We start from the raw sequence: 21,450 nt of genomic DNA, 5'->3' as shown, positions 1-21,450 counted from the left end.
TCAGGTCAGAGCTCTTGGCTCATTTGCTTGAGGAACTGCTGGATCACTTCCTCGTTGCGTTTGAAGAAGTGCCATTGACCGACCTTCTGGCTGGTAATCAGCCCCGCCCGTTGCAATACCGCCAAGTGCGCAGACACCGTGGATTGCGACAGGCCGCAACGCTGGTCGATCTGCCCGGCGCAAATGCCGAACTCGTGGTTGTGCAACTGTTCGGGGAATTGGACCTTGGGGTCCTTGAGCCAGTTGAGGATGTCTCGCCGTACTGGGTGCGCCAGGGCTTTTATTATTTCGTCGAGGTCGAGGGTCATGGGCTGCTCATTTGAGTAACGCTATATCGCGATGAGGCGAACCTTAAATCGTTGCTTCCCGATATACCAATATGTATTTGATCTGAACGCCGAACAAATCGCTATATCGGGTTATAACGATACAGCCGCAGCGGTGCTAAGCTGCCCGCCATGAACTATCTCGCACACCTGCACCTCGGCGGCCCTGGCCGGGAACAACTGCTCGGCAGCCTCTATGGCGATTTCGTCAAAGGTCCTCTGCAAGGGCAATACGATCCGCAGATCGAAGCGGCGATAGCCCTGCATCGACGCATCGACATGTACACCGATCGCCATCCGTTGGTGGACATCGCCTTGTCGCGCTTCTCCACGGTGCGGCGGCGTTATGCCGGGATCGTGCTGGACGTGTTTTTCGATCATTGCCTGGCGCGGGACTGGATGCTGTACGGCGAAGGCCCGTTGGTCGACTTCACTTCCCGGGTCTACCAGGTCCTTGCCAACGAACCTCGATTGCCAGGACGCTTGGCGCAGATCGCGCCTTTCATGGCAGCGGATGACTGGTTGGGGTCTTATCAGCAATTCCAGGTGCTGGGACAGGTGTTGCGCGGCATCTCGCGACGCCTATCCCGGCCCGAAGAACTGGCCGGGGCGATGGAGGAGTTGGTCAGGCTTTATGAGCCGTTAAGCGAGGACTTCCGGTTGTTCTACCCGCAGCTTCAGGATTTTGTGCAGAACCACTCGACAGCGCAAAACTGAAGGGATCAGGCCGCAATCGCAGGCCGCATCGGCACGTGTTGCTTCTCGGGTATCGCACCAAACAATGCCTTGTGTACCGCCTGTTGCGCCTGGAATGCCAGCGCTGCGCGTTCTTGGCCGTGGCAGGCGATAGGTTCGAGCAAATGGATTTCTACGTCGCCACGGTCGTTGGCAAACAGACGCATCAGGTGCGATAGCAGATCGTCATCGCCCACGAACGGTGCCAGCAAGTCGATTTCGCCATTGCGCAGGTAACGGATCGCTACCGGTTGCAAGGCGACGTCGGCGTCGATGGCCGCCGACAACAGGCGACCATGAAAGGTGCGCAGGGTCCGGCCGTCAGTGGTGGTGCCTTCCGGGAACATCAACAGCGGATGGGCTTGTTCCAGGTGTCGGCTCATCTGCTTGCGGATCAACTGGCTGTCGCCGGAACCACGACGTATGAACAGGCTGCCAGCCTTGGCGGCCAGCCATCCGGCCACCGGCCAGGTGCGCACCTCAGCCTTGGACAAAAACGATAGCGGAGCGAGCATGCCCAGCAGTGGGATGTCGGTCCATGACACATGGTTGCTGACCCACAGCATCGGCTGTTTCGGCAGTTGCCCGTGAACGGTCACGCGAAAAGGCAGGGCATTGCTCAGCCGCGCCATGAAAAATCGCGACCAGCGCTGGCGGCGCACCATCGAATGAGCGAGCCCCAGGCGTTCCAGCAAGCCGAACACGCTGGCCATTGCCAGGCCCAGGGCGACCACCAGTAACACTCGCGCGATTCGCGCGTAGATCCGCAGCCGGCTCATCAGACCGCCGCCTTGAAGTGACGGGCATAGCGCGGGCAGAGTTCGTCGCGCTTGAGCAGGATGAACACGTCCGCCACTTGGAAGTCCTCGTCCCAGCACGGCTCGCCGCAGATTTTCGCGCCCAGGCGCATATAAGCCTTGAGCAATGGCGGCATCTCGGCGATGACGTTGGACGGCACGTCCAGGGCCGGCAACGGTTTTTTCGGCACCGCTTGCAGGTGTTCGGTGCACAGGTAGCGTTCGCGCAGGCGCTGCATGATCGCCTGGGCCTGGATGCCGCCGTCCTGCATCGGAATGCTTGCGCAGCCCATCAGATAGCTGTAGCCGCCTTCGTTGAGGACTTCGGCCAATTCGCCCCAGAGCACCGCGATCGTACCGCCGTTGCGGTAGGCCGGGTCGACGCAGGTACGGCCGATTTCCAGGATCGGGCCCTTGAGATGGACCAAGCCGTGGAGGCTGAATTCTTCTTCGCTGTAGAACCGGCCCAGGCTGCTGGCGGCCTGGTGATCGAGCAAGCGGGTAGTCGCCACGAGGCGGCCGGTGTTCAGGTCGCGTACGCCGATGTGGGCGCAGTGAACATCATAGTCATCCATGTCCAGACCCATCTCCGCGCCCTTGAGCTTGGCGTTGAATTCGCCGCTGAAGACGTTGAAGCGCAGGGCCTGGGCTTCTTGCAAGGCGTGGGCGCCAATCAGGCGTTCGGCTTGCAGGCGGCGTTCATTGCCGGTGTCGCTGATGCGGGCGATCTGAGTCATAGCGAATCTCCGTGCGGGCTGTGGACCCGTCTTGGGTGGCAGCCAATCGACTTTCTTTATGCAGCCATGTTGTGCAAAGTCAGGCTATGTAGCCCCGGTGTCATCGCCATGAAGCTTTGGTGATGCTTATATGACAGCCCTCCAAGGAGGCCCTTATGCCCTGGCAAACCCTGATCGAACGCGGCGAGCGACTGGCTGCTTTTTCCCACCTGGCGGACGGTTATTCGACCTTGCTGCAGCGCTTGGGGCCTGTCGCGCCGTTCGAGTTGGCCGTCGCCGGCGCGCGATTGATGGCCACGCCGGGGCTGGCTTTCCTGATGGGCTATCAAGCGGCGCTGCGGGCGCTCTGGCCGAGCGCTCCGCACAGCCTCGGCGCCTTGTGCGCCACCGAACGGCGTAGCCTGCGCCCAGCGGACATGCAGACCCGTCTCGTCGACTTGCGCTTGAATGGGCGCAAGGATTTCGTCACCGCTGGCGACGCCGCCGAATGGCTGTTGATCGCGGCGCGAAGCGAGGCGCCCGGCGAAGCGCCTCGGTTGAGCCTGGCGGTGGTTTATCCCGGCGAGCCCGGCGTGACGCTGGAAAAGCTCCCCGCCATTGCCCTGGTGCCGGACATCAGCCACGGCCGGGTCTTGCTCGATGGCGCGTTATGCGAGTTGCTGGCGGGAGACGGCTGGGACGCCTACGTCAAACCTTTCCGGACCCTGGAAGACCTTTATGTACTCAGTGCGATGGCCGCGTGGCTGTATGGCGTGGGCCAGGAATGTGCCTGGCCCCAGGTCTTGCAACTGCGTCTGTTGGCGTTATTGGCCGGTTGCGCCGAGGTGAGCCGCCATAACCCATCCAGCGCCGCCGGGCACGTGCTGCTGGGCGGGCTGTTTGCCCAGTTCGAAGGGCTCGACGGCGAGCTCAACGATGCCCTGGCCGCCGGGCCTGCGACGTGGCGCGAGATGTGGGCGCGGGACAAAGGTGTGATGGCGATTGCCGCTGGGGCACGGGCCAAGCGGTTGGCCAAGGCCCTGGGGTAGCCTGCTCAACGAGAAATCTGCTGTTGGGGAATATCCAAACTGTCATCGAGCCTGATTAGGCTTTGCAGGTCCAACCCCACGAGCTCCCGAGCATGTCCAAAGGCTGGCTGCTGATTCCGTTCCTGCTGCTCAACCTGCAGGCCCACGCCGAAGACTGGCCCGGCGAGCAGTGGCCGACCGCTCCGATGCCCACCGGGCCGGCCATCGAAGCCTTGGAGCGCTACGCCTTCGCGCCTCAGGACGATGCGACCCGCCAAGGCATCCGCACCGATGCGCTGTTGGTCATCCAAGACGGTCGGCTGGTCTACGAGCGCTACGCGGGAAACACTCGGGCGGACACTGCGCACCTGACCTGGTCGATCAGCAAAAGCCTGCTGGCGACGGTGTACGGCGTCGCCTATGGCGAAAAGCTATTTGCCTTGGAAGATCCGGCAGCCAACTACTATCCGCCATTGAGCCGGCTGCCGCGCATGACCCTGGCCGATCTGTTCCACTGGGCGTCCGGCCTGGACTGGCAAGAAGACTACGAATACGCGCCGCTCAATTCCTCGGTGGTGGCGATGCTCTACACCCGTGGACGCCACGACATGGCGGCATTTACCGCCGGGCACGACAGCTTCAGCCCGCCCGGGCAGGCGTTCCGTTACTCCAGCGGCGACAGCAACCTGCTGGCGGCGGCGCTGAAAAACATCGTCGGTCCGGCGCGATATGCCGATTATCCGTGGACGGCTTTGTTCGAGCCGCTGGGCATTCGTCACGCGACGTGGGAAACCGACCCCAGCGGTACGTTCGTTGGTTCGTCCTATGCCTATCTCACCGCGCGCGACCTGGCGCGGGTCGGATTGTTGATACAACGCGAAGGCCGCTGGGGCGGGCGGCAACTGATTCCCAAGGATTGGATCGCGTTCAACCGCGAGCCTTTCGCGCACTTTCAGGCCGGCCAGGACGAAGCCGTGCCGGGCGGGCATTGGTGGCTCAACCGCGCCGCCGATCCGACGATCCACCCCTGGCCCGATGCGCCGCCGGATACCTTCGCCGCGCTGGGCCATTGGGGCCAGGCGCTGTACGTCATTCCCAGCGCGCGGTTGGTGATCGTGCGCTACGGCGATGACCGCGACGGCAGCTACCGCCATAACGAAATGCTCAAGCGCGCCGTGGCGGCGTTCGCCGGGACGGTGCAACCATGAGGCGCAGCGTATTGCTGACCTTGTTGTCGGTGCTGCTCATCGCCCTGTTCGGCTGGATGTGGTTGGAGCGGGTGGCGTTACGGGCCTTTCCCGACATCATCAGCGCCTACACCGCCAAGGAATATTGCTCGTGCCGCTATGTGATGCTGCAACCGGCCGAATATTGCCGGGGCTATGTGAAGCAATCGGTGCCCATCAGCGAATTCCTCGAAACGGCGCAAGCGAAACGCATCACCGTCAGCGGCTTGGGGCGTAGCCACAGCGCACGGTGGATAGGCGAGCGGCAGGGGTGCCGGTTGGAGTAGATCCCGAAACGACTCCTGCTGTTGTCGAAACAGACAGTTTGCAAGTGCTCTCGGCCCGGTTAAGGTTCGCCACAGGTTTATCTGCCCCCGAGTGTGTATGTTCAAGCGGTTTCTCCCTCACGCTGTCGCGAGCTTGCTTCTGGCCTGTATCGCGCTGCCGGCCCAGGCCGACTGGTACCTGGACGGCGAGTCGTCACGGCTATCGTTTATCAGCAGCAAGAACGGCAACGTCTCCGAGGTCCAGCGGTTTCTAGTGCTTCACGGCCAAGTCCAGCCCAAGGGCCAGGCGCGGTTAGAGATCGAGTTGGAATCGATCAACAGCGGCATTGCGCTGCGGGACGAGCGCATGCGCGCCGATCTTTTCGAGGTCAAGCAATTTGCCGAAGCCACCATCACCGCGCAGTTGGACCTGATGCCGATCCAGGACCTGGCCAACGGTGCGCAACTGGAACTGCGCCTGCCAGTGACGGTGGACTTGCACGGCAAGCAGCATCAATACACTGTCGAACTGTTGGCGACGCGCCTGGACGAACGCCGTTTCCAGGTCGTGACCCTGGAGCCGGTCGTGCTCAACGCGGCCGACTTCGACTTCGCGCCGAGACTGGAAAAGCTTCGTGAACTGGCCGGGTTGTCGGCCATCAGCCTTTCGGTGCCGGTAAACGCGGTGCTGATTTTTACGGCGCGCTGACGTGAGCGGCCCGGTATTTCCCTGGCGCGAAGGCAACCGTTTCGAGCTGTTGATCGACGGTCCACAGTTCTTCCCACGCATGCTGGTGGAAATCGCTCGTGCCCAAGAGCAAGTCGAGCTGGAGTTGTACCTGGTGGAGGCGGGTGCTTGCGCCGAGGCGATGGTCCAAGCCCTTGTCCAGGCCGCCCGACGTGGCGTTCGCGTGCGTTGTCTGTTCGATGACTACGGTAGCTTGGCGTTTACCCTGAGCTTGCGCAATCGCCTGGTCGAGGCCGGGGTCGAGCTGCGGTTCTACAATCGCCTCAGCTGGCGCCGCTGGGTGCGCAACCTTTACCGGGATCATCGCAAATTACTCTTGGTCGATCAGCGCCTGGCGGTGGTCGGCGGCACCGGGGTGACCGATGAGTTCTGGAATCCCCTGGATGATCGCAGCGACTGGCACGAGGTGATGGTGGAGATCGTGGGTCCGCTGGTGCTCGACTGGCAGCTGCTGTTCGATCGTCAATGGCTCGCCAACCGTCATCGCCAAGCCTGGAAGCCCGCTTCTAATTTCGGCTTGCCGCGTCTGCCCCGCGTTCCGCCGATGGGTGAGGGCATGGGCCGGGTAGCCTATGCCGACGCCCGCCAGCACCGTGACATCTTGCAATCACTTTCCCGGGCGCTGAACAGCGGCCAGAAACGCATCTGGATGGCCACGCCGTATTTCCTCCCGACCTGGAACGTGCGCCGCTCGTTGCGCAAGGCTGCCGCGCGAGGCATCGATGTGCGCCTGCTGCTGACCGGGCCGCGCACCGATCACCCCTCCGTGCGCTATGCCGGACATCGTTATTACCCGCGCCTGCTCAAGGCCGGCGTAAAAATCTACGAGTACCAGCCGTGCTTTCTGCATTTGAAAATGGTGCTGGTGGACGATTGGGTCAGCATCGGCTCGTGCAATTTCGATCACTGGAACCTGCGCTTCAACCTGGAAGCCAATCTGGAAGCCCTTGATTCCGGGCTCAGCCGTGCCGTGGCAGCCAGTTTTGAACGGGACTTCGAGCAAAGCCTGCAAGTGAGCCTCGACGCGTGGCAGCGCCGACCTCTGTGGAAACGCGTCAAGCAGCGGTTATGGGGATGGGTGGATCGACTGGTGGTGAATCTGCTGGATCGGCGCGGCTAAGCGTCCATCGGCAAAACGCTGGGAGCGAGCAGGCTGGCTCCCAGGTTTAACGGTATGGATAAATCAGAGCAACTCGAAACTCTGCTGCTTGACCTCCTGGGAGTCCAGGCCGATCTGCACATTGAACTTGCCCGGTTCAGCCGCGTATTTGAGCTGGGTGTTGAAGAACTTCAGGTCGTCTTCCGTAAGGGTGAAGTGGATGACCTTCTTCTCGCCGGCCTTGAGCATCACCTTGCGGAAATTCTTCAACTCTTTCACCGGACGGATCATCGAGCCGGTGACATCCTGGATGTACAGCTGGACCACGGTTTCGCCATCACGCTGGCCGGTGTTTTCCAGGGTGATGCTGGCGTCGAGCTTGCCGGACTTGTTCAGCGTGGTCGACGACAGCACCATGTCCGACAGACTGAACTCGGTGTAGCTCAGACCGTAGCCGAACGGGTAGAGCGGACCGGTGGTGTCGTCGAAGTACTGCGAGGTGTAGTTGCCCGGCTTGCCTGGCGTGAACGGCCGGCCGATGCTCAGGTGATTGTAGTAGGTCGGAATCTGCCCGACCGAGCGTGGGAAGGTGATTGGCAGCTTGCCTGACGGGTTGTAGTCGCCGAACAGCACGTCGGCGATGGCGTTACCGCCTTCGGTGCCGCTGAACCAGGTTTCCAGGATCGCATCGGCCTGTTGCTTTTCTTCCAGCAGCGACAGCGGACGGCCATTCATCAGCACCAGTACCAGCGGTTTGCCGGTGGCTTTCAGCGCCTTGATCAGCTCGCGCTGGTTGGCCGGGATGTTCAGTTCGGTGCGGCTCGACGATTCATGGGACATGCCACGGGACTCGCCCACGGCGGCCACGACCACGTCCGCTTCCTTGGCGGCTTTCACCGCTTCATCGATCAGCACCTGGGCCGGGCGCGGGTCGTCCACCACTTCCGGTGCGTCGAAATTGAGGAAATTGAGGTAGTCGAGCACCTTCTTGTCGCCGGTGATATTGGCGCCACGGGCATAGATCAGCTTCGACTCGCCGCCCAACGCGCGGGTCATGCCGTCGTACACGGTGACCGATTGCGCAGGCCGGCCAGCGGCTGCCCAACTGCCCATCATGTCGATCGGCGCCTTGGCCAGCGGCCCGACCAGGGCGATTTTCGCGGTTTTCTTCAGGGGCAGGGTCTGGTTGCGGTTTTCCAGCAGCACCAGGCTGCGGCGCGCCACGTCACGGGCATCGGCGCGGTGCATGCGGCTGTCGGCATAGACGTCGGCCGGGTCATCCTCGGCCTTGCCAATGCGCAGGTACGGGTCCTTGAACAGGCCCATGTCGTATTTGGCGGCAAGCACCGCGCGCACCGCGTTGTCGACGTCGCTCTGCTCGATCTCGCCGGCCTTGAGCAGCCCTGGCAGCTCCTTGCCGTACAGCGAGTCGTTCATGCTCATGTGGATACCGGCCTTGATCGCCAGTTTCGCCGCTTCGCGACCATCGCGGGCGACGCCATGCTTGATCAACTCGAAAATCGCACCGTGGTCGCTGACCGCCAGGCCCTTGAAGCCCCATTCCTTGCGCAACAAGTCATTCATCAGCCAGGTATCGGCGGTGGCCGGCACGCCGTTGATGGAGTTCAGCGCGACCATTACCCCGCCCGCGCCGGCATCGATGGCGGCGCGATAAGGCGGAAGGTAGTCCTGGTACATTTTCACCGGGCTCATGTCCACGGTGTTGTAGTCCCGGCCGCCTTCCACCGCGCCATACAGGGCGAAGTGCTTGACGCTGGCCATGATGCTGTCCGCCGCGTTGGCGCCGTTGCCCTGGAACGCCTTGACCATCACCGCGGCAATGCGCGACACCAGGTAGGTGTCTTCGCCGAAACCTTCGGATGTCCGGCCCCAGCGCGGGTCGCGGGAAATATCGACCATGGGCGCGAAGGTAATGTCCAGGCTGTCAGCCGCCGCTTCCTTGGCCGCGACACGACCGGAGCGGTAGATGGCGTCCATGTCCCAGCTTGAGGCCAGGGCCAGGGGAATCGGGAAAATGGTGCGATGGCCGTGGATCACGTCATAGGCGAAAAACATCGGGATCTTCAGCCGGCTGCGCATGGCCGCGTCCTGCATCGGACGGTTTTCATCACGGGTGATGGAATTGAACGTGCCGCCAATGTTGCCGGCGGCGATTTCCTTGCGGATCATCTCCCGGGGCATTTCCGGGCCGATGCTGATCAGGCGCAGTTGGCCAATCTTTTCCTCAAGGGTCATTTGCTTCATCAGGTTATTGACGAAAGCGTCCTTGTTCTCTATGGGGGCTGGCACGTTGTCGGCTAATACGGATTGACTGGCCAGGGTGACAAACAGGCCCAGCAAACACAGCTTCTTCATGAATAGTTTTCTCGCAAGCCTAAAGGGCGGTGATCTGTACACGCCGGTCAGCCTAAATGTGAGGAGCGGCTATTGTTGTTCGGGTGTTATCCAGCTAAATGCAGCACACTTTCGAACCTGTGCCGATGAACTTAGTTTCGCACCGCGCATCTTTTAGCCCATAGACCTGATTCGATCCAGTGCGGGGGCGATTATGCCCCAGACGCCGGTAAGATAGGTGGCGGTGTTTTTTTAATGCAATGCAAGGGAGAGCTTCACCTGATGAATCCACGACTGAATCACCGCAGCGCGCTGCAGATGCTGGCCCTGATGCTGTTCACCACGCTACTGGCCGGTTGCGGCATCAACAATATTCCGACGCTGGATGAGCAGGCGAAGGCGGCCTGGGGCCAGGTGCAGAACCAGTACCAGCGCCGCGCGGACCTGATCCCCAATCTGGTGGAGACCGTCAAGGGCTACGCCCGGCATGAGCAGGAAACCCTGACCGCTGTGGTTGAAGCGCGTGCCAAGGCCACGTCGATCCAGGTCGATGCCAGCACCTTGGACAATCCGGAAAAACTCAAGCAGTTCCAGCAGGCCCAGGACCAACTGAGCGGCGCGTTGAGCCGACTGATGGTGGTGGTCGAGCGCTACCCGGACCTGAAGGCCAACCAGAATTTCCTGGCGTTGCAATCGCAACTCGAAGGCACCGAGAACCGTATCGCCGTGGCGCGCCGCGACTTCATCCTGGCGGTGCAGAAGTACAACACTGAAATCCGGACCTTTCCCGGGCGCCTGTGGCACAGCGTGATGTACAGCGACTTGCCGGTTCGCGAGACCTTCGAGGCCACCAGCCCGAACGCCGAAAAAGCGCCTGAGGTGAAGTTTTGATGGAGCAGCTTCAAGTTCCAAGCTGCAAGCTTCAAGCTCAGGCAACGCGTACTGCTTGCAGCTTGAGGCTTGCAGCTCAATGCTTGTTTGCGCTGTTGCTCTGGGTATTTGCAGTCACGGCCCAGGCCGATTTGAAATTCCCGGCGCTGACCGGGCGGGTGGTGGACAGCGCCCAGATGCTCGAACCGTCGGTTCGTACGCAACTCGATGCGCAGCTCAAGGCCCATGAACAGGCCTCTGGCGAACAGCTGGTGGTGGTCACGCTGCCGGATCTGCAAGGCGCGAGCATTGAAGATTTCGGCTATCAATTGGGCCGCCATTGGGGCATCGGGCAGCAAGACAAGAACAACGGCGCGCTGCTGATCGTGGCGCGCGATGACCGTAAACTGCGGATCGAAGTGGGCTACGGCCTGGAGGATCGGCTGACCGATGCCCAGAGCTCGGTCATCATCAACCAGGTGATCACCCCGGCGTTCAAGACCGGCAACTTCAATAAGGGCATCAGTGACGGCGTCGCGGCGATGCTCGTGGTCTTGGGCGGCAGCCCACTGGACGAGCCGGCCCCGGTATACAGCGCGGACGGGCAGGATGAGGGTGACTTCATCGAGCGCCATCCGGGGCTGTTCATCTTTCTGGCGATGCTGTTCATCCTGACCATATTCGTCTGCCAGGTGCTCGGTATCCTGCCGAGCGGCGGCGGCGGCTCGCGAAGCAGCGGTGGCGGTTTCGGTGGCGCAGGGGGTGGCGGCTTCAGCGGTGGCGGTGGCAGTTTCGGAGGCGGCGGTTCGTCGGGCGGCTGGTGACAATCATAATGAGCAGGCATTTTTAACCATGGCATTACTGACTGAACACGAACAACGCAAAGTGGCCGAGGCCATCGCCCGGGTCGAGCGCGACACCGATGCCGAACTGGTCACGGTGCTCGCTGCCCGCGCCGACGATTACGCCTACATCCCGCTGCTGTGGGCCAGCTTGCTGGCGCTGGTGGTACCCGGAGTGCTGCATTACCTGACGGGGTGGCTGAGCATGCACAGTTTGCTGTGGGTGCAATGGAGCAGCTTCATCGTGCTGTGCCTGCTGTTTCGGATTCCCTTCATCACCACGCGCCTGATCCCGCGCTCCGTGCGCCATTGGCGAGCCTCCAACCTGGCGCGCCGGCAATTTCTCGAGCAGAACCTGCACCACACCGCGGGCGGCACCGGCATGCTGATCTTCGTCTGCGAGGCCGAGCGGTATGTGGAAATCCTGGTGGACGAAGGCATTTCCAAGCGACTCGACAACAGCAATTGGGACTCCATTGTCAGTGCGTTCACCCAGCAGGTTCGCCAGGGGCAGACATTGCAGGGCTTTGTGACCTGTATCGAGGCCTGCGGCGAGTTGCTCAAGACGCACGTACCGGTGACTCACGAGCGCAATGAATTGCCGAATCGGTTGGTGGTGTTGGCGTAGCGGCTTGAAGCTTCAAGCTTCAAGCCAAAGCCTATCTACTGCGTTTGACTTGCAGCTTGCAGCTTGCAGCTTGCAGCTTGCAGCTTAAAATACCATTCCCGATTCGCCCGCCCCGAGGCCGCTTCTCCATGTCTGCCACCGCCACGCCAGTCCGTCCCGCGCCGGATCATCACGCCCAGTTCATCGAGCTGCTGCAAACCAGCCTCGAACAGAACGCGTTCATCAAGCTGGTGCTGGCCAAGTACTGCGGTGACGAAGCCGATCTGCAGCGGCTGATCATCAAGCAACTGATGGTCAAGGATCAGCCGTGCCTGTCCTTCGTCTATCGCTACAAGACCCGCGATATCACCAAGAACTTTGCCTTGGCCGAAGGTGTGCAAACCGTTGCCGCACTGCTGCCGGCGTCGTTCAAGAACGCACATCTGCTGGCGGTCACCGATGAGGCGCAGCTGGAATACAGCAAGAAGGGCAAGAGCTCGCTGTTCAAGAGCAAGCCCCAGCAACTGCGGGAAGTGCCGTCCGCCGGGCACAACCGTGAGAAGAACCGTTTCCTCGACCTGAGCCGGCCATTCCTGGCCGACCTGGGCGTGACCAACCACAAGCACGAGCTGATCCCGGCGATGTCGCGCAAGTGGAAGCAGATCAACAAGTTCATCGAAGTCTTCAGCCATGCGCTGACGTCTTCGCCACTGGCGCTCGACAAACCGGTACGGGTCTCGGATTTCGGCTCGGGCAAGGGTTACCTGACGTTCGCCATCCACGATTACCTGCGCAACACTTTGCAGGCCGAGGGGCTGGTCACCGGCGTGGAGCTGCGCGAGGACATGGTCAAGTTGTGCAACGAAGCTGCCGCGCGGCTTGAGCACCCAGGCCTGGACTTCCAACACGGTGACGTGCGCAGCGTGGCGCCGCGCGCGGTGGATGTGATGATCGCCCTGCATGCCTGCGACATTGCCACCGATTATGCGATCCACATGGGCATCCGCTCCGGCGCCTCGATCATCATGTGCTCGCCGTGCTGTCACAAGCAGATCCGCCTGCAAATCCAGAGCCCGGCGCTGCTCAAGCCCATGCTGCAATACGGCCTGCATCTGGGCCAGCAGGCCGAAATGGTCACCGATAGCCTGCGAGCGCTGTTCCTGGAAGCCTGTGGCTACGAGACCAAGGTGTTCGAGTTCATTTCCCTGGACCACACCAACAAAAACAAGATGATCCTGGCGGTCAAGCGCGCCGAACCGGTGGACGCTACCGAGCTTTTGGCCAAGATCCAGGAACTGAAGGCGTTCTATCACATCACCGAGCATTGCCTCGAAACGCTGCTGCGGGCTGACGGTTACCTCGTCTGATCCGCGGTCTCAATCAAGATTTTGCCAAGGTCCAGGCGGCCAACTACGACGCGCTGCTGGTACCGGGCGGACGTCCAGCGCCACGTGCCGGACTGGGAGCGCGGATTGGCGAATCTAGACCTCCACCGGCACCGTCAACTTCGGATCGCCCAGCGGATGGCTCTTGGCGTCGAAGAAGCGCAACTCGGTGTCCAGTCCCTCGAATACCTTGGCGTAATGGCGCTTCTGATGTTGGATAAACGCCTGGCTGCGCGGGTAGATCGAGATCGCCACGGTCCTCGGCGCGGCAAGGCGCAAGGCATGGGCGATATGACTGTCCTGTTCGCCCAAGGCATGGCCAAACAGGCACAGGTTGTCGCGATGGTGGAGCAGCTGTTCGTAGCAGAACGACAGATAGTCGCTGCTGCGGATGGTCTTGAGTTTGTCCTGGCTCGGCCCCTCATTGACGAACAGCGGTACGTCGTCGAGCGTCTTGAGCGTGTTGTTGATGGCGAAACTGCCCAGCAGCGTGCCCTCGGTGGAGGTGAGCTTGCGCGCGGTGCCGTCCTGGTTGCGCACCAGGTGCAGGCCGCCGTGCAGATACAGCAGGCGAGGTTTGTCAGAGTCGGCCTGGCTCAGGTCGAAGCTATGGTCCGCACCGAGGAACAGGTCGGTGATGGTTTCGGGCGAATGCTGGATCGCCCAATAGCTCAGCAGATCGTAGTTGGTGGTGAACACGGTGCGGTAGCGGCCCAGTTCCTGGTTGAGGCTCGCCAGGGTTGAGGGCTGCACCAGCCGCCACGGGATGTGCACGGTGTGCACGGTGTTGATCAGCGCTTCCTTGATCGCGTAGTAGCGGTTACGCGGTGCGGCGGAGCTGACGGCCAGGGCCTTGTTGACCCGGCTGGTGGTTTTCAATGCGCCGAGCACCTGTTCGAAACTGCGCGTCTGCAGCGCGTCGAACACGCTGAGTTCCGACGGGCTCAAGGGTTTCTCCTCGACGGTGCGGGCGTTTTCGTACAACGAGTCATAGCCGAAATCGTCCCACACGGCGCGGCTGGCGCCATTGCCCACCAGAAGGCCGCTGAAGGCGGTGTTGGCGCGCAACGTCTGCCAATCTTCGAGCCGGGTGTCGTATTCCTGGAAATCGGTCATCACGAAAGTCATCTCAAAACGTGGCAAAGGCAGGGCTGTGACTTTATCACGACCCAGTCTTGAGCCAGATCAAGATACGTTGTGACCGGTCGGTCAATGCTGTACGCCCCTGCCGATCCGGCCTTTATCAGGAGCGTGTCCCATGAGCAGCACTTTTTTCATTCCCGCCGTGAACATCATGGGCCTCGGTTGCCTCGACGAAGCCATGACCGCCATCCGCAACTACGGGTTTCGCAAGGCCCTGATCGTCACCGACGCGGGACTGGCGAAGGCCGGGGTCGCCAGCAAGGTGGCCCAGCTGCTGGCCCTACAGGACGTCGATTCGGTGGTTTTCGACGGTGCCAAGCCCAATCCGAGCATCGCCAATGTCGAATTGGGGTTGGGCTTGCTGAAAGAGAGCCAGTGCGACTTTGTCGTGTCGCTGGGCGGTGGTTCTCCCCATGATTGCGCCAAGGGGATCGCGCTGTGCGCAACCAATGGCGGCCAGATTCGCGACTATGAAGGGGTCGACCGTTCGAGCAAGCCGCAACTGCCGCTGATCGCCATCAATACCACGGCAGGCACTGCCAGCGAGATGACCCGTTTCTGCATCATCACCGACGAAACACGTCATGTGAAAATGGCGATTGTCGACCGCAACGTCACGCCGCTGATGTCGGTCAACGACCCGGCGCTGATGGTGGCGATGCCCAAGGGCCTGACCGCCGCCACTGGCATGGACGCATTGACCCACGCGATCGAGGCCTATGTCTCGACCGCCGCCACGCCGATTACCGATGCCTGCGCCCTGAAAGCCATTACCCTCATCAGCAACAACCTGCGCCTGGCCGTGCGCGACGGTAACGATCTGGCGGCGCGGGAGAACATGGCCTACGCGCAGTTCCTGGCGGGCATGGCGTTCAACAACGCCTCACTGGGTTTCGTGCATGCCATGGCGCATCAACTGGGCGGTTTCTACGACTTGCCTCACGGTGTATGCAACGCGGTGCTGTTGCCTCATGTGCAGAGTTTCAACGCCATGGTATGCGCCACCGGGCTGACCGACGTGGCTGTTGCCATGGGGGCCGATGCGCACGGTTCCAGCCCGGAAGAAGGCGCGCAGGTCGCCATCGCCGCGATCCGCAGCCTGGCCTTGGACGTGGAGATCCCCGCAGGCCTGCGCGAGTTGGGCGTGCGTCTCAACGACGTGCCAGTCCTGGCGGCCAACGCCATGAAAGACGCATGCGGGCTTACCAATCCACGGGCGGCGGACCAGCGGCAGATCGAAGAAATTTTCCGCAGCGCATTCTAGGCGGTCCGCGGTGGCGTGAACCTGGTACAGAGCATTGCCGCCGCCGCCAATAACGTGCATAGCACCGCCAGTGGCCAGGCCTGTTGACTCAATAACAGGCTGGCCATGGCGCCGATCAAGGAGGCCATCAGTTGGTGCAGGAAACCGCTCAACGCCATCGCATAAGCGCCGGCGATTGGCGATCCCTCGTTCGCCAAAGACAGGCTGATGGGGTAGTTCAACGACTGGCCGAACACCGCGAAGCAGTAAGGCAGCCAGAACAGCAGGGCGACGCTGCTCAGTGAAACACTGCCCGCCAGCATGGTGACGCTGCCACCCAAAACCAGGGCGATGCCCCAGCCCATCAGCCGCCGCTGGCCCGTGCGCAATACAAACGCATTCACCGCAAGCGCGCCCAACAAATACGCCGCACTGATCGGCCAACCCAACAGACCGTATTCGATCGCTGACCAGTGAAAGCTGCCCTGCAGGATCAGCGGCGCAGCCGTGTTGAAAGCGATGATCACGCCATAGCCCAATCCTCCTGCCAGCGCTGGCAACAGGAATCCGCGATGGCGCAGTATCTGCCCGTACACCCACCACGCCGATTGCCCGTTGCTCGCCTCGGTCAGGACCGGGAAGCGGGCCCTGGACACTGCCGCTGCCATGGCGAGGCTGGCCGCGCCCAATCCCAGGAAGATCGCCTCCCATCCGAACGCCGCCTGGATCAGCGAGCCCAGGTACTGGCCGATGCCGAGGGCCACCACGAAGGCGATCGATATCCAGGACAGGGCCTTGGCCAGCAGATCGCCATTGAAACTGTCGCGTATCAGCACTCGCGCCATGACGGAAATGCCGCTGGCGCCGATCCCCTGGATCAACCTGAGCGTCAGGAACGCCTCTATGGACGTGCCCAACGGCAAGGCCAGGTTGCCCAGGCCGTAAAGCGCCAAGGCCGCCAGCAGGACAGGCTTGCGCCCGAGCCGCTGGCTCAGGCTGCCCCATAACAGCATTGGTAACGCCATGCCAATCAGGTACACCGGCAAACCCCACGACACCCGCGCCGCGTCGGCTCCCAGGTCTTGGGCGATATCAGGCAGGGCCGGCAAGTAGATGCTCATGCCCAGTTGGGCCAGGAAGACGCTGGCGCAGGTGACGATCAGGGTTGTGCGGTTCTTCATCAGGGGCTCGTTTCAAGGGCGGATGTCACGCCCGTGGGCCAGTAGCAGATCAATTATCCGTTCGCAGAACGTGCGAATCACCTCCGTTTCCATATCGGCACGCAGGGTGATGCGGATTGCGGCCTTGTCTTGCGGTACCACGGGGAAAAAAACCGCTGAAGTGAAATACCCCAGGTCGGCCAGTTCGACCGCCAGGCGGGTGGCCGCCGTCGCCTCGCCGCAGTGCACCAGGCGGATTGCCATGGGGCTGGCGTACTGTTCGGTTCGGATGAGGCTGTCGAAGAAGCGGATATTAGCCTGCAAACGCTCCTGCAAGGTCTGGAATTCGCGGCTGCGATGCAAACGGATCGAGGCCATGCCGGCGCCGATCGCTGCCGAATTCAGGCATTGAGACCAGTTGCTGGGACCGCCGTAACGCTGCGCCAGCGTCTTGTGCCGTTCATCGCCGAACATGGCCAGCCCACCGCCGGCGCCGAATGACTTGGCCAGCGAGGCGACGATCAAGGTGCGCTCATCCACCGTGTGCACCCGCGAGCGCATCAGGCCGATGCCGGATTTCCCTACAGTGGACAGCGCGTGGGAATCGTCCACATAAAGAAACAGGTCATAGCGTTGCTTGAGGTACAGCAAGCTGTCCAGGTCCGCCATGCCGCCCATGCTGTAGGCGCCGTCGGCCACGTAGGCTACGTTGCCCTGGCGTTTGCACACGTCTTCGAGAAAATCCATGTCGTTGTGCGGGCAGGTGAGGACTTGGGTTTCGTCGGCGCACGCGGCCTTGATGTGGTTCATCGAGTAATGGGCCTGCTTGTCGAACACCATTACCGGCGGACGGTTGCCCGTCAGCGCGCCGCTGGCCAGCAGCGGCAGGATCCCCGCGCTCGCCGCGCTGCAGGACAGCGCACTGAGGCAACTGGCGCCAAACAATTCCGACAGTTGGGTTTCGTATTGGTCCAGGATCGCCAACCGGCAACGGTTTCTCGAATTGGCGATGCGCAGGGTCCCGGTTTCCCACAGCATGGTCATGGCGCCATCCAGCAGCGCAGGGTGGTAATCCAGGCCCAGGTAGGACGTCGTGCAAAAGTGTTGCAGGGTGCGGCCGTATTGGTCGACGAGAACATTGGGCGTCTTGACCTCGACATTCAGCCTTGCGACTTTTTCGGTTTCGGCGCTTTGCCAGTCCTGGTCTGCCAGGGAAACGATTTTGCGATAGTTGCTGAAGTGATGAGTCGGTTGCGAAGTCTGGTTCATGGGTAAATTAGATTCCTTGGTTAAGCAGGCTGTCCGTAGGGGCGTTTCAATATCTGTGTGTTTCCAGACTTTACAGATGGGCGGATAGGGCTTTGAATCGGCCGTTTCCGGTGTGTTTGAGTGTTACCGGAGACTTCTATGTAGGACCTTGCCTAAGGGCTTGGGCGGGGAATCCATTTGCAGCGTCGGAGCTGCGTCTTGACCCTGTATCTGTTGGGCCTGCCTTGCTCCGCTGCTCGGGCAACCCACTGCTTGACGAATCTCAGAGCTGCTTGTCGATGCGGCACGGCTGGGGACCGGCCTGGCATTTGGTTTCACCCTACCGTTTGTCGTGGCGCCAGTGTTTTTCTCAAACCTTGAGTCTTGGATCACTTCGAATGAGATACGGGGTGCGCATGCCCATCATTCATAAAAACGGAGGGCCGGATCATGCGAGGGCCGAGCAACATTTATCCGGGAAACATCACTCACGATCGAACGAAGGTGTCTGAATCGGGTCGCAAAAGTGGGAGGACCACCATCATGAGCGTCGATAGATACCCGGGGAAAGGTGAAGTTGGCCGCCAGCCGGGACGGATGCCTCGCTGAATATCCATCGGTGGTTCTGATTCAGCGGCGGGCAAATCCCGTCGAAATTTTCTTATCAGAGGAGGGCGCGACCATGAGCCGGATGGCCACCTTTTTACGCACCACCAGCGTTGTCGTGCTGATGGGCCTGGGTGCCAGCAGCGCCTGGGCCCAATCGCCAGCCGAATTCATCAACGATGCATCAGCCAAAGGCATGGCTGACATCGAAGCCAGCCGCGAGGCGCATTCCAAAGCCGAATCCCGGGAGGTCAAGGATTACACCATCATGGTGATCAACGACCGCACCACCGCGAATCAACACCTGGCGAAAATCGCCAAGAAACTCGATTTGCCTGTTGCCCCAAGAGAAGAGGTGGCTGACAAAGCCAAGGCCCTCATGCCGAAGGTAGCCGAGGGCGAGTCGTTCGAAGCGGCTTATGCCGCCAGTCAGGTCAAGGCCACTGAGGAAGCCATCGAGCAGATCCAGCAGCAGGCCCAGACCACCGAAGTGCCGGAAATCAAGGCATTCGCTGACGAAACCCTACCCAAGTTGCAGACTCATCTCGAAATGGCCAGGGCGCTGCAGGCCAGCCGCTGATCCGCTGCACCTGCTTTACATAGAGGACCGGGGCGCCCGCGTCCCGGCTTGTTTTGCCCGCAGAAAAGGAGAACCTCAATGTCTACACGCCGAGAACCCAACCAATACGCGATGCAGAATCCACTGACCCAATACCCTCGTCCGGAGTTTCCCGACCAGCCACAGTCGCCGCCGGGCATTGACCAGGACATGGAGCCGCAACCCGATCATGGCGAAAAAAGTTATCAAGGCTTCGGTCGCCTGGAAGGTCGCAAGGCGCTGATCACAGGAGGCGATTCGGGTATCGGTCGCGCAGCGGCTATCGCCTATGCGCGAGAAGGGGCTGACGTAGCGATCAATTATCTGCCTAGCGAAGAGCGCGACGCGCAGCAAGTCATCGAACTTATCAAGGCTGAAGGCCGCAAGGCCATCGCGATTCCTGGCGATCTCAAGGATGAAGCGTTCTGCGTGCAGCTGGTAAAAATGGCGCAACAGGAACTTGGTGGGCTGGATATCCTGGTGAATGTCGCCGGCAAGCAGGAGGCGCAAAAAGACATCGCCGACATCACCACCGCGCAATTCGACGACACCATGAAAACCAACATCTATGCGATGTTCTGGATCTGCAAGGCTGCGGTGCCGCTGATGCCGGCCGGGGCGACCATCATCAATACCGCGTCGATCCAATCCTACGATCCGTCCGCGACGCTGCTGGATTACGCCACCACCAAAGCGGCTATCGTCGCCTTCACCAAGGCGCTGGCCGGACAAGTCATCAGCAAGGGGATTCGGGTCAACGCCGTCGCACCGGGCCCGATCTGGACCGTGTTGCAACCCAGCGGCGGACAACCTCGCGAGAAGATTCCTACGTTTGGCTCCCAAGTACCGATGAAACGTCCGGGACAGCCTGCGGAGTGCGCGCCGCTCTATGTACTGCTCGCCTCGCAGGAATCGAGCTATATCACCGGGGAAGTGTTCGGCGTTACGGGTGGCAACCCGCTGCCCTGATCGTTTGACCAACCGTTGCATGGGCGATCGACGCCCATGCAATGCCGGTCAGCACTGGTTCAGATCAACCTTGTTTTTTTCTTCCAGCCCTTCAAGGTGCTTGGCCTCACCTTCTCCCATGGCCTGGTAGTGCTTTCTGAGTGCCTCTAGCTGCTTGAGATCCAGCGATTCGAGCCCAAGCATGGCGTTCTGTGCACTTTTGCTGGCGCGCAGCAATTCGTCGACTTTCAAATGCAGGATATCGGTGTCGCGGTTTTGCGTGTTCTGGATCAGGAACACCATCAGGAAGGTGATGATCGTGGTCGAGGTATTGATGATCAATTGCCAAGTGTCGTTGAAACCGAAGAACGGTCCGCTGGCAGCCCAGAGCGCCAACAACACGATGGCTCCCAGAAAGGTCTTGGGACTCCCCGCCCACAGGGCCAGTTTTTGAGCGATTTTTGCGAACGTCATTGCCGTGTTTCCTTATGGGATGCACCTGTCTGGTGTGACAGCAACGAGGCGGCGAAAATTCTACTTACATTTCAATCTGACGTCTGTCGGTATTCGTCATCCAGGCCCAAGACTGTCGCAACCATCTGCTCCATCCAAGGGTCACTCTTTAAAGCCTTAATCTAGGGAGTACGTCATGAATCTCACTCGCACTTTTTGCCTCGCCTGCTGCCTGTTCGCCCTGCAAGGCTGTTTCGACAACTCCAACAACGAGACCAAGGACAACACCGACGGCACCAAGTCGTCGGTGCAGATGCAGGAGTCCAAGTCGCAAAGCAAGTAGATGGCATAGCCCAAGCTTGGCTATGGAAAACCTGGGGGAACAAGCTTGCCCCCAGGTTGGGGCTGTTTCTCACCGGCCCTGCTGCAACACCTTCAGCGCTGCCGAGGCAAGGAAGCCGGAGCGGCTCTTCTCTTCAGGATGGTGCAACACGTATTCATCAATACGATTGAGCAGGTAGCCGGGCAACGTAATGTTGAGCTTCTGTGCCTTGCCCAGGTATTTGGTCACGTCGATATCCACCAGCGCCCATGTACATCCGGCATATTTCGGGTCGGCCGCGTGCAGCGTGACCGTATTGGCTGGCGGAATGGGCGAGCCATCCTCGGCGAGAATTTCGAAGTGCCCTTCGATGGCCTCGCGCGCCATGGCCATGGCTTCATCGAGATCGTCGCCAGCGGAAAAACAACCGGGAATATCCGGCACTTCCACACCCCAGGCGTGGTTCTCATCGCCCAAGGAAATCGCAATTGGGTAAAGCATTCAATGGTCCTCCGGAAAAGCTTGGCAACTGGCTTCCTGAAGCAGGGCCTGTTGCAAAATACTGATGGCCGTTTTCTTGAGCAGATCTTTTTTTGGATGGGGAACCGTGACCAGTCCCGGTTTGGTCGGGTGCTTGAAATGATGGTGACTGCCTCGAATCCGCACCAGGTACCAACCATCCGCAACAATCTGACCTATCAAGAATCGGCTATTCACAACACCTCCGTG

General features: G+C 60.8%; 24 protein-coding genes. 14 read left to right on the top strand and 10 right to left on the bottom strand.

All coding sequences use genetic code 11. The features are described from left to right. Nucleotides 1-5: 5 nt before the first annotated feature. Nucleotides 6-308, bottom strand: coding sequence for an ArsR/SmtB family transcription factor (locus J3P82_RS19550; protein WP_003198672.1), 303 nt, complete (start codon nt 306-308; stop codon nt 6-8). Nucleotides 309-458: 150 nt separating this feature from the next. Here J3P82_RS19550 and J3P82_RS19545 point away from each other — a divergent pair, with 150 nt between their 5' ends. Beyond that, nucleotides 459-1,043, top strand: coding sequence for an ACP phosphodiesterase (locus tag J3P82_RS19545; protein WP_434558279.1), 585 nt, complete (start codon nt 459-461; stop codon nt 1,041-1,043). Nucleotides 1,044-1,048: 5 nt separating this feature from the next. Here J3P82_RS19545 and J3P82_RS19540 read toward each other — a convergent pair whose 3' ends face one another. Both J3P82_RS19540 and olsB read right to left on the bottom strand, forming a co-directional pair. After that, nucleotides 1,049-1,840 carry a lysophospholipid acyltransferase family protein gene (locus J3P82_RS19540; RefSeq protein ID WP_434558278.1) on the bottom strand — a complete coding sequence of 264 codons (792 nt, stop codon included), beginning with the start codon at nt 1,838-1,840 and terminating at the stop codon, nt 1,049-1,051. Then, complete coding sequence (gene olsB, locus J3P82_RS19535; RefSeq protein ID WP_434558277.1) at nt 1,840-2,595, bottom strand: L-ornithine N(alpha)-acyltransferase; 756 nt, start codon at nt 2,593-2,595, stop codon at nt 1,840-1,842. Before olsB ends, J3P82_RS19540 begins: the two co-directional genes overlap by 1 nt. Nucleotides 2,596-2,750: 155 nt before the next feature. Here olsB and J3P82_RS19530 point away from each other — a divergent pair, with 155 nt between their 5' ends. From J3P82_RS19530 to J3P82_RS19510, 5 genes are all read left to right on the top strand, one after another. After that, the gene (locus J3P82_RS19530) at nt 2,751-3,623 is read left to right on the top strand and encodes an acyl-CoA dehydrogenase (protein ID WP_434558276.1); all 873 of its coding nucleotides are present in this window, start codon (nt 2,751-2,753) and stop codon (nt 3,621-3,623) included. A 92-nt stretch (nt 3,624-3,715) separates the two neighbouring features. Beyond that, nucleotides 3,716-4,810: a serine hydrolase domain-containing protein gene (locus tag J3P82_RS19525; RefSeq protein WP_434558275.1), complete on the top strand. Its 1,095-nt coding sequence runs from the start codon at nt 3,716-3,718 to the stop codon at nt 4,808-4,810. Continuing rightward, nucleotides 4,807-5,115, top strand: coding sequence for an amidase (locus J3P82_RS19520; protein WP_434558274.1), 309 nt, complete (start codon nt 4,807-4,809; stop codon nt 5,113-5,115). Before J3P82_RS19525 ends, J3P82_RS19520 begins: the two co-directional genes overlap by 4 nt. 97 nt (nt 5,116-5,212) lie before the next feature. Continuing rightward, nucleotides 5,213-5,803, top strand: a complete 591-nt coding sequence (locus tag J3P82_RS19515) for a YceI family protein (protein WP_434558273.1) — start codon at nt 5,213-5,215, stop codon at nt 5,801-5,803. Nucleotide 5,804: 1 nt separating this feature from the next. Then, the gene (locus J3P82_RS19510) at nt 5,805-6,962 is read left to right on the top strand and encodes a phospholipase D-like domain-containing protein (protein ID WP_434558272.1); all 1,158 of its coding nucleotides are present in this window, start codon (nt 5,805-5,807) and stop codon (nt 6,960-6,962) included. Nucleotides 6,963-7,025: 63 nt separating this feature from the next. On the opposite strand, the gene bglX is transcribed toward J3P82_RS19510, so the two are convergent. Continuing rightward, nucleotides 7,026-9,317 carry a beta-glucosidase BglX gene (bglX, locus tag J3P82_RS19505; RefSeq protein ID WP_434558271.1) on the bottom strand — a complete coding sequence of 764 codons (2,292 nt, stop codon included), beginning with the start codon at nt 9,315-9,317 and terminating at the stop codon, nt 7,026-7,028. Nucleotides 9,318-9,578: 261 nt separating this feature from the next. On the opposite strand from bglX, the gene J3P82_RS19500 reads away from it, so the two are divergent. The 4 genes from J3P82_RS19500 (at nt 9,579) to J3P82_RS19485 (ending at nt 12,982) form a co-directional block, all read left to right on the top strand. Next, nucleotides 9,579-10,187: a LemA family protein gene (locus J3P82_RS19500; protein WP_434558270.1), complete on the top strand. Its 609-nt coding sequence runs from the start codon at nt 9,579-9,581 to the stop codon at nt 10,185-10,187. Nucleotides 10,188-10,270: 83 nt separating this feature from the next. Further along, nucleotides 10,271-10,990, top strand: coding sequence for a TPM domain-containing protein (locus J3P82_RS19495; protein ID WP_434558269.1), 720 nt, complete (start codon nt 10,271-10,273; stop codon nt 10,988-10,990). Between the two features lie 28 nt (nt 10,991-11,018). After that, nucleotides 11,019-11,636 (top strand): TPM domain-containing protein, encoded by a 618-nt coding sequence (locus tag J3P82_RS19490; protein ID WP_434558268.1) that lies wholly within the window; start codon nt 11,019-11,021, stop codon nt 11,634-11,636. Between the two features lie 128 nt (nt 11,637-11,764). Further along, nucleotides 11,765-12,982 carry a class I SAM-dependent methyltransferase gene (locus J3P82_RS19485; protein ID WP_434558267.1) on the top strand — a complete coding sequence of 406 codons (1,218 nt, stop codon included), beginning with the start codon at nt 11,765-11,767 and terminating at the stop codon, nt 12,980-12,982. A 114-nt stretch (nt 12,983-13,096) separates the two neighbouring features. Here J3P82_RS19485 and J3P82_RS19480 read toward each other — a convergent pair whose 3' ends face one another. Continuing rightward, nucleotides 13,097-14,116 (bottom strand): DUF4917 family protein, encoded by a 1,020-nt coding sequence (locus J3P82_RS19480; RefSeq protein WP_434558266.1) that lies wholly within the window; start codon nt 14,114-14,116, stop codon nt 13,097-13,099. Nucleotides 14,117-14,258: 142 nt separating this feature from the next. Between J3P82_RS19480 and yiaY the strand changes: the two genes are divergently transcribed. After that, a complete protein-coding gene (gene yiaY / locus J3P82_RS19475) occupies nt 14,259-15,407 on the top strand; it encodes an L-threonine dehydrogenase (protein ID WP_434558265.1) in 1,149 nt (382 codons plus the stop codon). Here the strand turns inward: yiaY and J3P82_RS19470 are convergent. Both J3P82_RS19470 and J3P82_RS19465 read right to left on the bottom strand, forming a co-directional pair. Beyond that, nucleotides 15,404-16,567, bottom strand: coding sequence for an MFS transporter (locus tag J3P82_RS19470; RefSeq protein WP_434558264.1), 1,164 nt, complete (start codon nt 16,565-16,567; stop codon nt 15,404-15,406). The two genes, yiaY and J3P82_RS19470, sit on opposite strands and share 4 nt — an antisense overlap. A gap of 12 nt (nt 16,568-16,579) precedes the next feature. After that, the gene (locus J3P82_RS19465; RefSeq protein WP_434558263.1) at nt 16,580-17,815 is read right to left on the bottom strand and encodes an aminotransferase class I/II-fold pyridoxal phosphate-dependent enzyme; all 1,236 of its coding nucleotides are present in this window, start codon (nt 17,813-17,815) and stop codon (nt 16,580-16,582) included. 661 nt (nt 17,816-18,476) lie between these two features. Between J3P82_RS19465 and J3P82_RS19460 the strand changes: the two genes are divergently transcribed. Next, nucleotides 18,477-18,980 (top strand): DUF4142 domain-containing protein, encoded by a 504-nt coding sequence (locus J3P82_RS19460; protein WP_186615065.1) that lies wholly within the window; start codon nt 18,477-18,479, stop codon nt 18,978-18,980. Between the two features lie 78 nt (nt 18,981-19,058). Continuing rightward, complete coding sequence (locus tag J3P82_RS19455; protein WP_434558262.1) at nt 19,059-19,967, top strand: SDR family oxidoreductase; 909 nt, start codon at nt 19,059-19,061, stop codon at nt 19,965-19,967. Between the two features lie 48 nt (nt 19,968-20,015). On the opposite strand, the gene J3P82_RS19450 is transcribed toward J3P82_RS19455, so the two are convergent. Next, nucleotides 20,016-20,420, bottom strand: coding sequence for a low affinity iron permease family protein (locus J3P82_RS19450; RefSeq protein ID WP_434558261.1), 405 nt, complete (start codon nt 20,418-20,420; stop codon nt 20,016-20,018). A 175-nt stretch (nt 20,421-20,595) separates the two neighbouring features. Between J3P82_RS19450 and J3P82_RS19445 the strand changes: the two genes are divergently transcribed. Continuing rightward, a complete protein-coding gene (locus J3P82_RS19445) occupies nt 20,596-20,742 on the top strand; it encodes a hypothetical protein (RefSeq protein ID WP_434558260.1) in 147 nt (48 codons plus the stop codon). Nucleotides 20,743-20,811: 69 nt separating this feature from the next. Here J3P82_RS19445 and J3P82_RS19440 read toward each other — a convergent pair whose 3' ends face one another. After that, nucleotides 20,812-21,222, bottom strand: a complete 411-nt coding sequence (locus J3P82_RS19440; RefSeq protein ID WP_434558259.1) for a type II toxin-antitoxin system HicB family antitoxin — start codon at nt 21,220-21,222, stop codon at nt 20,812-20,814. Continuing rightward, a complete protein-coding gene (locus J3P82_RS19435) occupies nt 21,223-21,438 on the bottom strand; it encodes a type II toxin-antitoxin system HicA family toxin (protein ID WP_434558258.1) in 216 nt (71 codons plus the stop codon). It lies immediately after the preceding gene. Nucleotides 21,439-21,450 lie beyond the last annotated feature (12 nt).

This window comes from Pseudomonas sp. Z4-20, assembly GCF_051131955.1.
GTDB lineage: Bacteria > Pseudomonadota > Gammaproteobacteria > Pseudomonadales > Pseudomonadaceae > Aquipseudomonas > Aquipseudomonas marvdashtae.
The sequence above is the reverse complement of the archived record's forward strand: the minus strand, read 5'-3'. Positions and strand labels throughout refer to the sequence as shown.

What these genes read in the sequence shown, in the direction of transcription:
- J3P82_RS19550 (WP_003198672.1), bottom strand. Translation starts at nt 308, where the DNA reads ATGACCCTCGACCTCGACGAAATAATAAAAGCCCTGGCGCACCCAGTA.
- J3P82_RS19545 (WP_434558279.1), top strand. Translation starts at nt 459, where the DNA reads ATGAACTATCTCGCACACCTGCACCTCGGCGGCCCTGGCCGGGAACAA.
- J3P82_RS19540 (WP_434558278.1), bottom strand. Translation starts at nt 1,840, where the DNA reads ATGAGCCGGCTGCGGATCTACGCGCGAATCGCGCGAGTGTTACTGGTG.
- olsB (WP_434558277.1), bottom strand. Translation starts at nt 2,595, where the DNA reads ATGACTCAGATCGCCCGCATCAGCGACACCGGCAATGAACGCCGCCTG.
- J3P82_RS19530 (WP_434558276.1), top strand. Translation starts at nt 2,751, where the DNA reads ATGCCCTGGCAAACCCTGATCGAACGCGGCGAGCGACTGGCTGCTTTT.
- J3P82_RS19525 (WP_434558275.1), top strand. Translation starts at nt 3,716, where the DNA reads ATGTCCAAAGGCTGGCTGCTGATTCCGTTCCTGCTGCTCAACCTGCAG.
- J3P82_RS19520 (WP_434558274.1), top strand. Translation starts at nt 4,807, where the DNA reads ATGAGGCGCAGCGTATTGCTGACCTTGTTGTCGGTGCTGCTCATCGCC.
- J3P82_RS19515 (WP_434558273.1), top strand. Translation starts at nt 5,213, where the DNA reads ATGTTCAAGCGGTTTCTCCCTCACGCTGTCGCGAGCTTGCTTCTGGCC.
- bglX (WP_434558271.1), bottom strand. Translation starts at nt 9,317, where the DNA reads ATGAAGAAGCTGTGTTTGCTGGGCCTGTTTGTCACCCTGGCCAGTCAA.
- J3P82_RS19500 (WP_434558270.1), top strand. Translation starts at nt 9,579, where the DNA reads ATGAATCCACGACTGAATCACCGCAGCGCGCTGCAGATGCTGGCCCTG.
- J3P82_RS19490 (WP_434558268.1), top strand. Translation starts at nt 11,019, where the DNA reads ATGGCATTACTGACTGAACACGAACAACGCAAAGTGGCCGAGGCCATC.
- J3P82_RS19485 (WP_434558267.1), top strand. Translation starts at nt 11,765, where the DNA reads ATGTCTGCCACCGCCACGCCAGTCCGTCCCGCGCCGGATCATCACGCC.
- J3P82_RS19480 (WP_434558266.1), bottom strand. Translation starts at nt 14,116, where the DNA reads ATGACCGATTTCCAGGAATACGACACCCGGCTCGAAGATTGGCAGACG.
- yiaY (WP_434558265.1), top strand. Translation starts at nt 14,259, where the DNA reads ATGAGCAGCACTTTTTTCATTCCCGCCGTGAACATCATGGGCCTCGGT.
- J3P82_RS19470 (WP_434558264.1), bottom strand. Translation starts at nt 16,567, where the DNA reads ATGAAGAACCGCACAACCCTGATCGTCACCTGCGCCAGCGTCTTCCTG.
- J3P82_RS19465 (WP_434558263.1), bottom strand. Translation starts at nt 17,815, where the DNA reads ATGAACCAGACTTCGCAACCGACTCATCACTTCAGCAACTATCGCAAA.
- J3P82_RS19460 (WP_186615065.1), top strand. Translation starts at nt 18,477, where the DNA reads ATGAGCCGGATGGCCACCTTTTTACGCACCACCAGCGTTGTCGTGCTG.
- J3P82_RS19455 (WP_434558262.1), top strand. Translation starts at nt 19,059, where the DNA reads ATGTCTACACGCCGAGAACCCAACCAATACGCGATGCAGAATCCACTG.
- J3P82_RS19450 (WP_434558261.1), bottom strand. Translation starts at nt 20,420, where the DNA reads ATGACGTTCGCAAAAATCGCTCAAAAACTGGCCCTGTGGGCGGGGAGT.
- J3P82_RS19445 (WP_434558260.1), top strand. Translation starts at nt 20,596, where the DNA reads ATGAATCTCACTCGCACTTTTTGCCTCGCCTGCTGCCTGTTCGCCCTG.
- J3P82_RS19440 (WP_434558259.1), bottom strand. Translation starts at nt 21,222, where the DNA reads ATGCTTTACCCAATTGCGATTTCCTTGGGCGATGAGAACCACGCCTGG.